Here is a 15,062-nt window from a genome sequence, read left to right on the forward strand (position 1 = left end):
CGCCTGCGCCCACCCTCCCCCAAGCTCTCGGCTTCGCTCGAGCAGGGGGGACCCTCATCGCCCCCAGCGGCACGCATGCCCGCAGGCTGCGCGGGTCGGGGTGCCGCCCGCGCCTGTCCACCCGCGTGCGGCGAGAAGGGGACGTGTCGGGGGGTGTCCGCCCGCAGCGGTTGGCGTGTCAACGGACAGTCAGTCGGCACGCAAGCCCATCGCGCCGTTCCGAGGACGGACACCCCCCCGGCGCGGCCCCGACCCACCACCCGCGGCATGCGAAGACGCGCACCCCACCCGGCGTCACGCGAAGGCGCGCCCCGAGGGGTAGGCCGGACACACCTCGGCGCGGCGCCCACCCCCGAGGGGCGGGCGCAGCGCCAGGGGGCGGAACCGTCAGTCCTTGATCTCGCAGATTGCCGCGCCCGACGTCACCGACGCGCCGATCTCCGCGCTCAGGCCCTTGATCGTGCCCGACCGGTGCGCGTTGAGGGGCTGCTCCATCTTCATGGCCTCCAGGACGACGACCAGGTCGCCCTCCTTGACCTCCTGGCCCTCCTCGACGGCCACCTTGACGATGGTGCCCTGCATCGGGGAGGCCAGGGTGTCGCCGGACGCCACGGGGCCCGACTTCTTCGCCGCGCGGCGCTTCGGCTTGGCGCCCGCCGCCAGACCCGTACGGGCCAGCGACATGCCCAGCGACGACGGCAGGGAGACCTCCAGACGCTTGCCGCCGACCTCGACGACGACCGTCTCGCGGCCCGGTTCCTCGTCCCCCTCGGCGTCGGCCGGCGCGGCGAACGGCTTGATCTCGTTGACGAACTCCGTCTCGATCCAGCGCGTGTGGACCGTGAAGGGGTCGGACGAGTCCGTCAGCTCGGGCGCGAACGCCGGGTCCTTGACGACCGCACGGTGGAACGGGATCGCCGTCGCCATACCCTCGACCTGGAACTCCTCCAGCGCGCGGGCGGCCCGTTGCAGCGCTTCCTTGCGGGTGCGGCCGGTGACGATCAGCTTGGCCAGCAGGGAGTCCCACGCCGGGCCGATGACCGAGCCGGACTCCACACCCGCGTCCAGACGCACACCCGGGCCGGACGGCGGGGCGAACGTCGTGACCGTGCCGGGGGCCGGGAGGAAGTTGCGGCCCGGGTCCTCGCCGTTGATGCGGAACTCGAAGGAGTGGCCGCGCAGCTCCGGGTCGCCGTAGCCGAGCTCCTCGCCGTCGGCGATGCGGAACATCTCGCGCACCAGGTCGATACCGGCGACCTCCTCGGTGACCGGGTGCTCCACCTGGAGACGGGTGTTGACCTCCAGGAAGGAGATCGTGCCGTCGAGGCCGACGAGGAACTCGACCGTGCCGGCGCCGACGTAGCCGGCCTCCTTCAGGATCGCCTTGGAGGCGGAGTACAGCTCCTCCATCTGCGCGTCGGACAGGAAGGGGGCCGGGGCCTCCTCCACCAGCTTCTGGTGACGGCGCTGGAGCGAGCAGTCACGGGTGGAGACGACGACCACGTTCCCGTGCTGGTCGGCCAGGCACTGGGTCTCCACGTGCCGCGGCTTGTCCAGGTACCGCTCGACGAAGCACTCGCCCCGTCCGAACGCGGCGACGGCCTCGCGGACCGCCGAGTCGTACAGCTCCGGCACCTCTTCGAGGGTGCGGGCGACCTTCAGACCGCGACCGCCACCACCGAAGGCGGCCTTGATCGCGATCGGCAGGCCGTGCTGCTCGGCGAACGCGACGACCTCGTCCGCACCGGAGACCGGGTCGGGCGTGCCGGCCACCAGCGGGGCACCGGCGCGCTGCGCGATGTGCCGGGCGGCGACCTTGTCACCCAGGTCGCGGATGGCCTGCGGCGGCGGGCCGATCCAGATCAGGCCCGCGTCCAGGACCGCCTGCGCGAACTCGGCGTTCTCGGAGAGGAAGCCGTAGCCGGGGTGGATCGCGTCCGCGCCCGACTCGCGGGCGGCGCCCAGCACCTTCTCGATGTCGAGGTAGCTGGTGCCCGGCGTGTCACCGCCCAGGGCGAACGCCTCATCCGCGGCGCGGACATGCAGAGCGTCCCGGTCCGGGTCGGCGTAGACGGCCACGCTCGCGATACCGGCATCCCGGCAGGCCCGGGCCACGCGGACAGCGATTTCGCCACGGTTGGCGATGAGCACCTTGCGCACGATTGAGGCTCCCTCCTTGAAACAAGCCGAGTTTAGGGACTGCCGACACGACACTTCGACCCGTCCCCAGTGGTGAGCTTGCCCACACGGAGCGTGATGCGAGGCTCGCTCGAGCGGCGAAATCCCTTGTCGCACCGCGGTACGCAGTACTCCTCCGGGAAACCCTAGTCCTCTCCTGTGGTCAAGGTCTCTGTCATCACGTGCTGCGGGCCACTCGGTTTCTTTGTCGAGTCCCTACGAATGGCCCAATGATTCTTTGCCGGCCGCCGGACCCTTGTCCCCCGGTTTACCGGTTAGTAGCGTTCGCGATGTCTTCGAGGGAAGAGGGTGGGCCCGGTGATACGCAGGCCGGTGGCGTGGGTCGTGGCGGTGGTGTTGTTCGCGGAGGCGTTCGGCGTCGCGGCCCTCAACTGGTTCCTGGGGATGGTCGTCGACCGGCAGGACATGTCGCTGGCCGGCCTGGACCCGCACATGATGGCGGTGTCGTCGAAGATCGGCGGGATCGCCTTCGGCCTCTACTTCGCCCTGTGCGGCCTGGTCGCCCTGCTCGTGGCGCTGCGGGACCGGCCCCCGGCCGGCTTCGGGCGCATCCTTCTGATCAGCGCGGCGGTCGTGCACGGCCTGCTGGGCGCGTTCACCTGGGGACCCGTCGGCGTGACCGCGTTCCTGTTCATGGAGCTGGTCCTCGCCCTGATCGTGTTGCTGCTGATGACCTACGACCGCCCGGTGGAGCCCGCCGACGCCGCCCCCGGGGACGGGAAGAGCGGCGACGGGTCCCCGGTCACTTCTCCGCCGGCGCCCACAACTCCGTGATGCCGACGCCCAGTTCCGCCAGCAGCCGCCGCACCAGGGGCAGGCTGATGCCGATGACGTTGCCGTGGTCGCCGTCGATGCCGTCGATGAACGGGGCCGAACGGCCGTCCAGGGTGAACGCCCCGGCGACGTAGAGGGGTTCACCGGAGGCGACATAGGCGGCGATCTCCTCGTCGGTGGGGTCGCCGAAGTGGACGACCGTGGACGCGGTGGCGGAGACGTAGCGGCCGGTGAGCGTGTCGTAGACGCAGTGGCCGGTCTGGAGGGTGCCGGCGCGGCCGCGCATCGACTTCCAGCGGGCGGTGGCCTCCTCGGCGTCCGCGGGCTTGCCGAGGGCCTGGCCGTCCAGGTCGAGCACCGAGTCGCAGCCGATCACGAGCGCGCCCTTGACCTCCGGCCGGGCCGCCACGACGGACGCCTTCGCCTCGGCCAGGGCGAGCGCCAGCTCGGCGGGGGTGGGGGCGGTGACGGCGTCCTCGTCGACGCCGCTCACGATCACCTCGGGGGCGAGGCCGGCCTGGCGGAGCAGTCCGAGCCGGGCGGGGGACTGGGAGGCGAGGACGAGTCGGCGGCGCGGCTGATCTGTCATGCGTTCAGCGTATCGGCGTCACCCGGTGCGTCTCACCTCACGCCGATCACGATCATCCCCAGCACCATGGCCAGGGCCAGGAGAACGCTCAGCCGCCGCAGCATGTCCTGCATGTCACGCATCTCTTCGGGCGGTTCGTTCTCGGGGTCGGACCACAGCATGTCACCAGCGTGCGGCCTGGCAGGGCGGGGCGCCTGAGTAGAGGTACTCAAATCGGCGCCCCGCGTCTGCGGCGTGATCCAAACGACAGGCCCTAGCCCGGCCAGTAGGTGCGGCCCCACGCCGACGGCCCCGGCTGGGGCAGGCGGTGGGCGGCGATGCGGGACGGGTCGGACCAGGAATCGCGGGACGTGGGCGCGCCGGGCGGGGCGGCCGCCGCCGCCGCGGCGCGCGCCCTGACCACCGCCAGGGCGGCGGCCAGCTCCTCCGGGGTCGGGTTGCCCCGTACGACCTTGATCGTCATGTGGGCCTCCTGGGCTCGCTGCGGACTAGAGGGGGATGTTGCCGTGCTTCTTCGGAGGCAGGGATTCCCGCTTCGTACGGAGCTGACGCAGACCCCGTACGACGTGCCGGCGGGTCTCGGACGGCAGGATCACGGCGTCGATGTAGCCGCGCTCGGCCGCGACGTAGGGGTTGAGGAGGGCGTCCTCGTACTCCTGGATCAGCCGGGCCCGGACCGCCTCCAGATCCTCGCCGTTCGCCTCGGCCTCCGCGATCGTGCGGCGGTGCAGGATGTTGACCGCGCCCTGAGCGCCCATCACGGCGATCTGGGCGGTGGGCCAGGCGAGGTTGAGGTCGGCGCCCAGGTGCTTGGAGCCCATGACGTCGTAGGCGCCGCCGAAGGCCTTGCGCGTGATGATCGTGATCAGCGGGACGGTCGCCTCGGCGTAGGCGTAGATCAGCTTGGCGCCGCGGCGGATGATGCCGTCGTGCTCCTGGCCGACGCCGGGCAGGAAGCCGGGGACGTCGACGAAGGTGAGGACCGGGACGTTGAAGGCGTCGCAGGTGCGCACGAACCGCGCGGCCTTCTCGCTGGCCTTGATGTCCAGGCAGCCGGCGAGCTGCGTCGGCTGGTTGGCGATGATGCCCACCGGGTGGCCCTCGACCCGGCCGAAGCCGGTGACGATGTTCGGCGCGTACAGCGGCTGCGTCTCGAAGAACTCCGCGTCGTCCAGGACGTGCTCGATCACCGCGTGCATGTCGTACGGCTGGTTCGCGCTGTCCGGGACGATCACGTCCAGCTCGCGGTCCTCGTCGCTGACCTCCAGGTCGGCCTCCTCGGGGAAGGCCGGTGCCTCGGAGAGGTTGTTGGACGGCAGGTAGGACAGCAGCTGCTTGATGTACTCGATCGCGTCCTTCTCGTCGCCCGCCATGTGGTGGGCGACACCGGAGGTCGCGTTGTGGGTGCGGGCGCCGCCCAGCTCCTCGAAGCCGACGTCCTCGCCCGTGACGGTCTTGATGACGTCGGGGCCGGTGATGAACATGTGCGAGGTCTGGTCGACCATGACCGTGAAGTCGGTGATGGCCGGGGAGTAGACCGCGCCGCCCGCGCAGGGGCCGACGACCAGGCTGATCTGCGGGATGACGCCGGAGGCGTGCGTGTTGCGGCGGAAGATCTCGCCGTAGGCGCCGAGCGAGGCGACGCCCTCCTGGATGCGGGCACCACCGGAGTCGTTGATCCCGATGACGGGGCACCCGGTCTTCAGGGCGAAGTCCATGACCTTGACGATCTTCTGCCCGTAGACCTCGCCGAGGGCTCCGCCGAAGACGGTGAAGTCCTGCGAGAACACGGCGACGGGACGGCCGTCGACGGTTCCGTACCCGGTGACGACGCCGTCGCCGTAGGGGCGGTTCTTGTCGAGGCCGAAATTGGTGGAGCGGTGCCGGGCGAACTCGTCGAGCTCGACGAAGGAGCCCTCGTCGAGCAGGAGCTCCACCCGCTCACGGGCCGTCAGTTTGCCCTTGGCGTGCTGCTTTTCGACGGCACGAGCGGAGCCGGCGTGTGTCGCTTCCTCGATGCGTCGCTCCAGATCCGCGAGCTTGCCCGCGGTCGTGTGAATGTCGGGCTGCTGCTGCTCTTCCGGCTCGGACATCGGGATGCGGCTCCCTGCCTGCTCAAAAGGGGGGACGGTTACTCATCCGTAGAGTAGTGGGGGCCCTCCACATCGGCAGTGCGGCGTTTACCACACCTAGGGTGGCTTGCATGACGCCGCGAGATGCATCAGAGCCGAACGGAAGCCGTTGGTCCGACCTGGACCGGCCACCCCTCAATGTCACCGCCCTGCGCCGGGGGCTGGTGCGGCCGGGAGGGCTGTGGTCGGAGGTGGACGTGGTGCAGCGCACCGGCTCCACGAACTCCGACCTGGTGGCCCGGGCGGCGAAGGGCGAGGCCACCGAGGGTGCGGTGCTGGTCGCCGAGGAGCAGACGGCGGGCCGCGGCCGTCTGGACCGCCAGTGGACGGCGCCGCCCCGCTCCGGCCTCTTCTTCTCCGTGCTGCTCACGCCGAGCGAGGTGCCGGTCGCTCGGTGGGGCTGGCTGCCGCTGCTCACGGGTGTCGCGGTGGCGACGGGTCTGTCGCGGGCGGCGGGCGTGGACACGGCCCTGAAGTGGCCGAACGACCTGCTGGTCACGGTGCGGGGCGCGGAGCGCAAGGCCGGCGGAATCCTGGCCGAGCGGGCCGGCGACGACGGGGTCGTCATCGGGGTCGGCATCAACGTCTCGCTCAAGGACGACGAACTGCCGGTGCCGACGGCGGGGTCCCTGGGCCTGGCCGGGGCCGTGAGCACGGACCGCGATCCGCTGCTGCGGGGGGTGCTGCGCTCGCTGGAGGACTGGTACGGCAAGTGGCGCGCGGCCGGGGGCGACCCGGGGCCGAGCGGGTTGCAGGAGGCGTATGCGGCCGGCTGCGCGACGCTCGGGAGAGTGGTGCGGGCGGAGCTGCCGGGAGATCGGTCGGTCGTCGGGGAAGCGGTGGCTGTGGACGGAGACGGGCGGCTGGTACTGGCGACGGAGGAGGGGATGCAGGAGCCGGTCGGGGCCGGGGACATCGTGCATCTGAGGCCGGCGTGAGCGCGGGCCGGGCGTGGGCCAGGTGCCTCCAGCCCGTCCGGCGACCGAGGACGAGGCAGGCCGATCGGGGGTCCGGGCCCCCTGGGGGCAGCGGCACAGACGTCGGGTTTCTTACAGCGCCGGGTACCTCACCCTTCGGCTGAACCTGACGGAGTGAGCTGGCGCACACCTGCCGTAGAGTTGAGGCCGGTCGATACATGACCGTGACAGATCGGAAGGGCAACACGCGTGACCGTCGACGACTCGGGTTCCGGCGAGGACGCGCAGGGCGCCGACTCCGGCGAGGATCCGCTCGCCCTGCGCCTCGAAGGGCTCATCCTGGGCGCCGAGCGCCGCTACACCCCGTTTCAGGCGGCCCGCAGCGCCGGTGTCTCCATGGAACTGGCCTCCCGCTTCTGGCGGGCCATGGGTTTCGCCGACATCGGCCAGGCCAAGGCCCTCACCGAGGCCGATGTCCTCGCCCTGCGGCGCCTGGCCGGTCTCGTCGAGGCCGGGCTGCTGAGCGAGGCGATGGCCGTACAGGTGGCCCGGTCCACGGGGCAGACCACCGCGCGGCTCGCCGAGTGGCAGATCGACTCCTTCCTGGAGGGGCTGACCGAGCCGCCCGAGCCGGGCATGACCCGCACCGAGGTGACGTATCCGATCGTCGAGCTGCTCCTGCCCGAGCTGGAGGAGTTCCTGGTCTACGTCTGGCGCCGGCAGCTCGCCGCCTCCGCCGGGCGGGTCGTGCAGGCGGCCGACGACGAGGAGATGGTCGACCGGCGCCTGGCCGTCGGCTTCGCCGACCTGGTCGGGTTCACGCGCCTCACCCGCCGCATGGAGGAGGAGGAGCTCGGCGAGCTGGTCGAGGCCTTCGAGACCACGGCCGCGGACCTGGTGGCCGCCAACGGCGGGCGGCTGATCAAGACCCTCGGCGACGAGGTGCTCTACGCCGCCGACGACGCGGGCACGGCCGCCGAGATCGCCCTGCGGCTGATCGAGACGATGGCGCACGACGAGACGATGCCGGAGCTGCGCGTCGGCATGGCGTTCGGCACGGTGACCACCCGTATGGGTGATGTGTTCGGTACGACCGTGAACCTGGCCTCCCGCCTCACCTCGATAGCGCCGAAGGACGCCGTCCTCGTCGACACCGCCTTCGCCGAGGAGCTGATCCGTACGCAGGACGCCCCGGCCTCGGAGGCGGAGGCGGCCGAGGAGGCCGCCGCGGCGGAGAAGGAGGGCGAGGAGCCCCCGGCGTACCGCTTCGGGCTCCAGCCGATGTGGCAGCGGCCGGTGCGTGGCCTGGGCGTCGTCGAGCCGTGGCTGCTCACGCGGCGGGACAGCGCGCCGTAGCAGCCGTCGCGTCGGCCGGACGTCAGCGGCGGCCGGCGGGTGAGTCCACGCACAGGCCGATGACCGGCACGCACAGGCCCGGGTCGTGCGGCTTCTTCGTCTCCTCGGGCCCGGGCGCCGGGGTCGGTGTGGTCCGGCTCGGCGGTGCGGGCGGCGCCGGGGCCGGGGCCGGGCGCGTGGTGGCGCCGTCCGGGGGCGTGGGTGCCGGGGCGGGGGCGTTCGGCGGGTTCGGCGTGTCGGGGATGGTCGTGGACGCCGGGGCGGCTGCCGTGGAGGCCCCCTGGGTGCCGGTCGGGGTGGCCGGGGACGGCCGCGCCCCCTTGGTGGCCGGTGACGGGGTGAGGCCGCCCAGGGCCGCGGGCGACGAGGGGCTCGCGTCGGGGACCGCGGGGAAGGTCGCGGCCGTGCCGGCGGTGTCGTCCGTGGCGGTGGTGGCGGGCTCCGGGCGGGGGCCGGCCTCGACGGTGCGCGCCTCGGGGCCCGGGCCGGAGGTCAGGCGCAGGAGGCTCAGGGCGCCCGCGGCGAGGGCGAGACCGCCGGCGGCGAGCAGGACCTTGCGGGGGCGGGGCTTGCGGTGACGGCCCCGGGCGCGGGGGGTTTCGTCCGGGGCCGGCTCGTGGGGCGCGGGCGGCTCCCGCCGGCGGGGCGCCGGGGCGGTCCTGCCGGCCTGGTGCGGTTTCGTCGGCGTGTTCGTCGTCATCACGGTCCCTCCCCGATGCACATGCGCCCCCGGTGCGCCGTGAGGGACGCACGCTATGCGCTGTCATGGGCGTTTGGGCCGGAGTTGCGGTCATGTCACTCGAACGGGTGGGCGGGGGTGGTGCGGGCCGGAGGTGTCCGCCCTTTCGCGGGTGGGGTGCGGCTGCGATGATCTGGGCGTCGGCTTTGTTAACCCGCGTTAACCGGAGGGTGTCATGAGTGAGGAACGGTTCGGGGAGTTCGTGGCGGTGCGGCGGCATGAGCAGGGGCACGTCGCGGAGCTCGTCCTCGACCGGCCGGGGGCCATGAACGCGGTGTCGACGGAGATGGCGCGCTCCATCGCCGGAGCGTGTACGGCGCTGGGGGAGGACCGGGAGGTGCGGGCCGTCGTCCTGACCTCGACGCACGAGCGGGCGTTCTGTGTCGGGGCCGACCTGAAGGAGCGGAACTCGTTCAGCGACGCCGATCTGCTGCGGCAGCGGCCGGTGACGCGCGGGGCCTACACCGGGGTGCTGGAGCTGCCGGTGCCGACGGTGGCGGCGGTGCACGGGTTCGCACTCGGGGGCGGATTCGAGCTGGCGCTGGCCTGCGACGTGATCGTGGCGGACCGGACGGCGGTCGTGGGACTGCCGGAGGTGTCGGTCGGGGTGATCCCCGGGGGCGGGGGCACGCAGTTGCTGCCGCGGCGGGTGGGGGCGGCCCGGGCGGCCGAGCTGATCTTCTCCGCGCGGCGGGTGGAGGCCGCGGAGGCGGGCGAGTTGGGGCTGGTCGATCAGCTGGTGGAGGAGGGGCGGGACCGGGAGGCGGCGCTGGAGCTGGCGGCCCGGATCGCCGGGAACTCCCCGGTGGGGCTGCGGGCGGCGAAGCGGGCGCTGCGGCTCGGGCAGGGGCTGGATCTGCGGGCCGGCCTTGAGGTCGAGGACGCGGCGTGGCGGGCCACGGCGTTCTCGGGGGACCGGGCGGAGGGCGTCGCGGCCTTCAACGAGCGGCGCACGCCGCAGTGGCCGGGGGAGTAGCTGCCGGAGCGCCCCGGGCCGATATCGGTCGTCCCCGTTCGCGTCGTAAACAGGTCAGTCTGGCTGGAAACTCCCTAGCCTGGAGTGATGGGTGAGGACAGACGGCTCGCGGCCGTCGTCGCGTTGGCTCAGGGGATGGCGGCCGCACACGGGTCGCGTGAGGCGTGGCGTGCCGCGGCCGCCGGGGCGTGCCGGGCGCTGGGCGGGAGTTTCGCCGCGCTGTCGGTGTGGGAGCGGGAGCTCGGGCGGCTGCGGGTCCTGGTGAACGTCGGCGAGCTGGCCGAGGGGGAGGAGGAGTTCCCGGAGGACGAGGCCTACCCGGTGCACCAGTTCGCGGAGATCACCGAGTTCCTGCACGAGCAGTGGGCCGGCGGCGGGGAGCCCGACGCCTGGGTGGAGACCGCCGAGGGGCCCGCCGCCGGGCGGCGGTCCGGGTACTGCCATCAGCGGGTCGCCGCCCTGCGCCGCCGGGGCCGCGGCTGCTGCGTGGTCGCGCCCATCGTGCTGCACGGCCGGGCCTGGGGCGAGCTGTACGTGGCCCGCCCGGCCGGCGAGGCCGTCTTCGGCCGGGGCGACGCCGACTTCGCCACGGTCCTGGCCTCCGTCGTGGCCGCCGGCATCGCCCAGACCGAGCGGCTGGAGGAGGCCAGGCGGCTGGCCTTCACCGATTCCCTCACCGGGCTCGCCAACCGCCGTGCGGTGGACGTACGCCTGGAGCGCGCGATCGAGCGGCACCGCAGGGACGGGGCCGTCGTCAGTCTCGTCGTCTGCGATCTGAACGGCCTCAAGCGGGTCAACGACACCCATGGGCACGCCGCCGGCGACCGGCTCCTGGAGCGGTTCGGGTCGGTGCTGTCGCTGTGCGGGGCCATGCTGCCCGGGGCACTGGCAGCACGGCTCGGCGGGGACGAGTTCTGTCTGCTCGCGGTCGGGCCGCCCGCCGATCAGGTGGTGAAGGCGGCCGGTGAACTGTGCCGCCGGGCCGCGGAGTTGGAGCTCGGGGACGGGGTGGCCTGCGGGGTCGCCTCCACCGAGGACCCGATCGGGCCGGTGCGCTCGGCCCGGCGGCTCTTCCGGCTCGCCGACGCCGCCCAGTACCGGGCCAAGGCCGAGCGGGCGAGCAGGCCGGTCGTCGCGGGGCGGGCGGGGCCCGACGATCCCGTCGTGCGGCTGGCGGACGAGCCGTCCCGGGAGGCCGACGGCGAGCGCCGGCGGTTCCGGGGCCGGCACGCGCCCTGACCCGGCCCGGGCGGTGTGACGCAATCGGTAAGGGGTGAACGCCGTCCCCAGTGGTGACATCATCGAATTCACTGCGTACGCTCCTGAATATGGATATGCACACTGTGGTGGTGGGGACGTCCGGGGTGACCGCGTCCGACGTGCTCGCCGTGGCGCGCGGCGGCGCCCGCGTCGAGCTCTCCGAGGAGGCCGTGGCCGCCCTCGCCGCGGCCCGCGAGATCGTGGACGCGCTGGCGGCCAAGCCGGACCCCGTGTACGGCGTGAGCACCGGCTTCGGCGCCCTGGCGACCCGGCACATCAGCCCCGAGCTGCGCGCACAGCTCCAGCGCAACATCGTCCGCTCGCACGCCGCCGGGATGGGCCCGGCCGTCGAGCGGGAGGTCGTGCGGGCCCTGATGTTCCTGCGTCTGAAGACCGTCTGCTCCGGGCACACCGGCGTCCGCCCCGAGGTCGCGCAGACCATGGCCGACCTCCTCAACGCCGGGATCACCCCGGTCGTGCACGAGTACGGCTCCCTCGGCTGCTCCGGTGACCTCGCGCCGCTGTCCCACTGCGCGCTGGCGCTCATGGGCGAGGGTGACGCCGAGGGCCCCGACGGCGTCGTGCGCCCGGCCGCCGAACTCCTCGCCGCGCACGGCATCCAGCCCGTCGAACTGCGCGAGAAAGAGGGCCTCGCCCTTCTCAACGGCACCGACGGCATGCTCGGCATGCTGGTGATGGCCCTGGCCGACCTGGAGACGCTCTACCGGTCCGCCGACGTCACCGCCGCCCTGTCCCTGGAGGCCCTGCTCGGCACCGACAAGGTCCTCGCCCCCGAGCTGCACGCCATCCGGCCGCACCCGGGGCAGGCCGCCAGTGCCGCCAACATGCTGGCCGTGCTGAAGGGCTCCGGCCTGACCGGCCATCACCAGGACGACGCCCCGCGCGTCCAGGACGCCTACTCGGTGCGCTGCGCCCCGCAGGTCGCCGGCGCCGGGCGGGACACCATGACCCACGCCCGGCTGGTCGCCGACCGCGAGCTGGCGTCCGCGGTGGACAACCCGGTCGTACTGCCCGACGGGCGGGTGGAGTCCAACGGCAACTTCCACGGGGCGCCCGTCGCCTACGTCCTGGACTTCCTCGCCATCGCCGCCGCCGACCTCGGCTCCATCGCGGAGCGGCGCACCGACCGGCTGCTCGACAAGAACCGCAGCCACGGCCTGCCGCCGTTCCTCGCCGACGACGCCGGTGTGGACTCGGGCCTGATGATCGCTCAGTACACGCAGGCAGCGCTGGTGAGCGAGCTGAAGCGGCTCGCCGTACCGGCGTCGGCCGACTCGATCCCGTCCTCCGCCATGCAGGAGGACCACGTCTCGATGGGCTGGTCGGCGGCGCGCAAGCTGCGCACGGCCGTCGACAACCTCACCCGTGTGATCGCCATCGAGCTGTACGCCGCCACGCGCGCCGTGGAGCTGCGCGAGGGGCTGACCCCCGCGCCCGCGTCGCGGGCGGTCATCGATGCCGTACGGGAGGCGGGAGTTCAGGGGCCCGGGCCGGACCGGTTCCTCGCGCCCGACCTCGCCGCGGCGGACGCGTTCGTGTGCGACGGGCGGCTGCTGGCCGCGGTCGAGAAGGTCACCGGGCCGCTCCGGTAGGGCCGCAGGGGACCCTGCCGCCGGGGTGGGCTGGGCCCCTGCCGTCGGGGCGGGCGGGGCCCCTGCCGTCGTGGGCGCGGGGACCCTGCCGTCCGGCGGGGTCCCGCCCAACCGCCGTCAGAAACCGAGGCGTTCCCGGCGCACCGAGTACACGACGAACCCGGCGCCCAGCGTCAGGCAGAAGGTCCCGCCGATCACGTACGGCGTGCTGTCGAAGCTGCCGGTGTCGGCGAGGCGGGTGCCGCCGACGGAGGCGTCCGCGGTCGTGGCGGCGATCCGCGCCTGCTCTGTGACCTGCGGCGACGGACTCGCCGAGACCGCGTCTCTCACCGGGGAGTCCGACGTCGCGTTCGCGGACGGGACGAACCACAGGGCACCCAGCAGGGACGCCGCGGCGGTGGCGGTCAGCAACGATCGGCGAGCGGATGACACGGAATATCGATCCCCTTGTGGCGCTGGCGAATTGGCCGTGTGGGGCGATGTTAGTGAAAGTCGCGGGTCACGGGAAAGTCACGGGAGGGCCTGGACGTACGCTCGCGCCATGAGCACTCCAGAGACATCACGTTTTGTACGGCTTCGGGTGGAACTCGTCCTCGAGGTCGACGACGCGGACGCGGTCACCAAGTCGGCCCTGCGCCGGATCGCCGACGAGGCAGAGATGCCGGCGTCGGAACGGGCCCACGCCGAGAGCGCTGTGACGGAAGACACCGCGGAGGCCCTGGCCTACCTCGTGGACCCGTTCGACCTGGTCAGCCAGGTGCCGGGGGTGGAACTCCAGCAGGCCTCCTGGAGCAGCGAGCGGGTCGACTACGACCCCGATTCGCCCGACTGGGACCTCGACGAGGATGATGGCGACGACAGCGACGGCTGAACGTCCGGGAAACTCGTGACCCCGGGCGGCAACCGCCGCCCGGGGTCTTCGCGTCTCAAGCGGCGCACCGACCACACCCGTATCGCCCGCACCGTCCGTCACGGACGTGGTGATCCCCACACCTGTGTGACATGGGGAACCGGACGAACCGGTCGTAGCGTTGAAAGTTCCGGATGAGGACTCACGAGTGGCGGCGGGGGCACTCAGTCGTGACGGGGACACTCGGGGTTTTGGGGAAATCGGCAACGATGGAGAAGCGTGTGATGACGGTCAGTAAGCGGCGCAAGGGCCTGACGGTCGCGTCCGCACTGCTCGGCGGGGTTCTGGTGCTCTCGGCGTGTTCCGGAGGCGACGACAGCGCCTCCGGGGGCGACGGCGGCGACAGCTCCCAGTCGAAGGTCGACGAGGCCGCGGCGAAGAAGACCTCCGAGGCCCAGATCAAGATCACGCCCGAGGACGGCTCCGACAACGCCTCGATCAACAACTCCGCCGCCGTGACCGTGAGCAAGGGCACGCTCACCGACGTGAAGATGACGACGTCGGAGGGCGCGGAGGTCAGCGGCCAGATATCCGCCGACAAGACCAGCTGGAAGCCCACCGCCCAGCTGGAGCGGTCCACGACCTACAAGCTCTCGGCCGAGGCGAAGGACTCCGACGGACGCGTCGCCCACGAGAACGCCTCGTTCACCACGGTCTCCCCGGCCAACAGCTTCATCGGCAACTTCACGCCGGACGACGGCACCACCGTCGGCGTCGGCATGCCGGTCTCGATCAACTTCGACAAGGCGATCACCAACAAGGCCGCGGTCCAGAAGGGCATCAAGGTCAGCACGACCGGCGGCCAGGAGGTCGCCTGCCACTGGTTCAACGCCAACCGCATGGACTGCCGGCCCGAGGACTACTGGAAGGAAGGCTCCACCGTCACGCTGAAGCTCGCGCTCGACGGCGTCGAGGGAGCCAAGGGCGTCTTCGGCGTCCAGCAGAAGACGGTCACCTTCAAGATCGGCCGCAACCAGGTCTCGTACGTCGACGCGAAGACCAAGCAGATGAAGATCACACAGGACGGCAAGACCGTCCGTACGATCCCGATCTCCGCCGGCTCGCCCGAGAACAAGACCTACGAAGGCATCATGGTGATGTCCGAGAAGTTCAAGGAGACGCGCATGAACGGCGCGACCGTGGGCTTCACGGACGACGACGGCAAGGGCGAGTACGACATCAAGGACGTGCCGCACGCCATCCGCCTCTCCAGCTCCGGCACGTTCATCCACGGCAACTACTGGGGCGCGAAGTCCATCTTCGGCAGCGTCAACACCAGCCACGGCTGCGTCGGCCTTCAGGACGCCAAGGGCGCCAACGACCCGAACACGCCGGGTGCGTGGTTCTTCAAGAACTCGATGCTCGGTGACGTGGTGGTCGTCGAGAACACCGGCGACAAGACCATCGCGCCGGACAACGGCCTCAACGGCTGGAACATGGACTGGGCCGACTGGAAGGCCGGCTCGGCGGTCTGACGGGTCGCCGGCTCCGCTGACGAATAGGCCGCCGCCCACCCCCGACCCGGGGTGGCCCGCCTTTTCCGCCTCTCGGGCCAGTTCGGTGGTGTGGCGGGTGTCGGGGGTGCCGATGCCCGCGA

15 protein-coding genes are annotated in these 15,062 nt (G+C 72.2%); 8 read left to right on the plus strand and 7 right to left on the minus strand.

Translation table 11 applies throughout. The features are described 5' to 3' along the window. Positions 1-387: 387 nt before the first annotated feature. A complete protein-coding gene (locus AB0E85_RS07540; protein ID WP_361923654.1) occupies positions 388-2,160 on the minus strand; it encodes a biotin carboxylase N-terminal domain-containing protein in 1,773 nt (590 codons plus the stop codon). 336 nt (positions 2,161-2,496) lie between these two features. On the opposite strand from AB0E85_RS07540, the gene AB0E85_RS07545 reads away from it, so the two are divergent. Next, positions 2,497-2,973, plus strand: a complete 477-nt coding sequence (locus tag AB0E85_RS07545) for a hypothetical protein (RefSeq protein WP_361923657.1) — start codon at positions 2,497-2,499, stop codon at positions 2,971-2,973. Here AB0E85_RS07545 and AB0E85_RS07550 read toward each other — a convergent pair. From AB0E85_RS07550 to AB0E85_RS07565, 4 genes are all read right to left on the minus strand, one after another. Further along, complete coding sequence (locus tag AB0E85_RS07550; protein ID WP_361923660.1) at positions 2,942-3,562, minus strand: nucleoside triphosphate pyrophosphatase; 621 nt, start codon at positions 3,560-3,562, stop codon at positions 2,942-2,944. The two genes, AB0E85_RS07545 and AB0E85_RS07550, sit on opposite strands and share 32 nt — an antisense overlap. 32 nt (positions 3,563-3,594) lie before the next feature. Beyond that, a complete protein-coding gene (locus AB0E85_RS07555; protein ID WP_107092457.1) occupies positions 3,595-3,723 on the minus strand; it encodes a hypothetical protein in 129 nt (42 codons plus the stop codon). 92 nt (positions 3,724-3,815) lie between these two features. Further along, on the minus strand, positions 3,816-4,025 hold the full coding sequence (locus AB0E85_RS07560; protein WP_344458318.1) for an acyl-CoA carboxylase epsilon subunit: 210 nt from the start codon (positions 4,023-4,025) through the stop codon (positions 3,816-3,818). A 25-nt stretch (positions 4,026-4,050) separates the two neighbouring features. Continuing rightward, positions 4,051-5,655, minus strand: coding sequence for an acyl-CoA carboxylase subunit beta (locus tag AB0E85_RS07565; protein ID WP_361923664.1), 1,605 nt, complete (start codon positions 5,653-5,655; stop codon positions 4,051-4,053). A 110-nt stretch (positions 5,656-5,765) separates the two neighbouring features. Between AB0E85_RS07565 and AB0E85_RS07570 the strand changes: the two genes are divergently transcribed. Further along, on the plus strand, positions 5,766-6,632 hold the full coding sequence (locus AB0E85_RS07570; protein WP_361923667.1) for a biotin--[acetyl-CoA-carboxylase] ligase: 867 nt from the start codon (positions 5,766-5,768) through the stop codon (positions 6,630-6,632). Between the two features lie 228 nt (positions 6,633-6,860). After that, on the plus strand, positions 6,861-7,967 hold the full coding sequence (locus AB0E85_RS07575; protein ID WP_351636214.1) for an adenylate/guanylate cyclase domain-containing protein: 1,107 nt from the start codon (positions 6,861-6,863) through the stop codon (positions 7,965-7,967). A gap of 22 nt (positions 7,968-7,989) precedes the next feature. Here AB0E85_RS07575 and AB0E85_RS07580 read toward each other — a convergent pair whose 3' ends face one another. Beyond that, entirely contained in the window at positions 7,990-8,667 is a 678-nt protein-coding gene (locus AB0E85_RS07580) for a hypothetical protein (protein WP_361923670.1), read from the minus strand. Positions 8,668-8,881: 214 nt separating this feature from the next. Here AB0E85_RS07580 and AB0E85_RS07585 point away from each other — a divergent pair, with 214 nt between their 5' ends. From AB0E85_RS07585 to hutH, 3 genes are all read left to right on the plus strand, one after another. After that, positions 8,882-9,682 (plus strand): enoyl-CoA hydratase-related protein, encoded by an 801-nt coding sequence (locus tag AB0E85_RS07585; RefSeq protein ID WP_361923673.1) that lies wholly within the window; start codon positions 8,882-8,884, stop codon positions 9,680-9,682. Between the two features lie 87 nt (positions 9,683-9,769). Next, positions 9,770-10,921, plus strand: coding sequence for a GGDEF domain-containing protein (locus AB0E85_RS07590; RefSeq protein ID WP_361923676.1), 1,152 nt, complete (start codon positions 9,770-9,772; stop codon positions 10,919-10,921). Positions 10,922-11,016: 95 nt separating this feature from the next. Next, positions 11,017-12,555 carry a histidine ammonia-lyase gene (gene hutH / locus AB0E85_RS07595; protein WP_361923713.1) on the plus strand — a complete coding sequence of 513 codons (1,539 nt, stop codon included), beginning with the start codon at positions 11,017-11,019 and terminating at the stop codon, positions 12,553-12,555. A 117-nt stretch (positions 12,556-12,672) separates the two neighbouring features. On the opposite strand, the gene AB0E85_RS07600 is transcribed toward hutH, so the two are convergent. After that, entirely contained in the window at positions 12,673-12,987 is a 315-nt protein-coding gene (locus tag AB0E85_RS07600) for a hypothetical protein (protein ID WP_361923679.1), read from the minus strand. A gap of 109 nt (positions 12,988-13,096) precedes the next feature. Here AB0E85_RS07600 and AB0E85_RS07605 point away from each other — a divergent pair, with 109 nt between their 5' ends. Next, positions 13,097-13,426 carry a hypothetical protein gene (locus AB0E85_RS07605; RefSeq protein WP_361923683.1) on the plus strand — a complete coding sequence of 110 codons (330 nt, stop codon included), beginning with the start codon at positions 13,097-13,099 and terminating at the stop codon, positions 13,424-13,426. 263 nt (positions 13,427-13,689) lie between these two features. Next, positions 13,690-14,940 carry an Ig-like domain-containing protein gene (locus AB0E85_RS07610; RefSeq protein ID WP_361923686.1) on the plus strand — a complete coding sequence of 417 codons (1,251 nt, stop codon included), beginning with the start codon at positions 13,690-13,692 and terminating at the stop codon, positions 14,938-14,940. Positions 14,941-15,062: the final 122 nt, after the last annotated feature.

It is taken from the genome of Streptomyces sp. NPDC029044 (assembly GCF_040637495.1).
GTDB lineage: Bacteria > Actinomycetota > Actinomycetes > Streptomycetales > Streptomycetaceae > Streptomyces.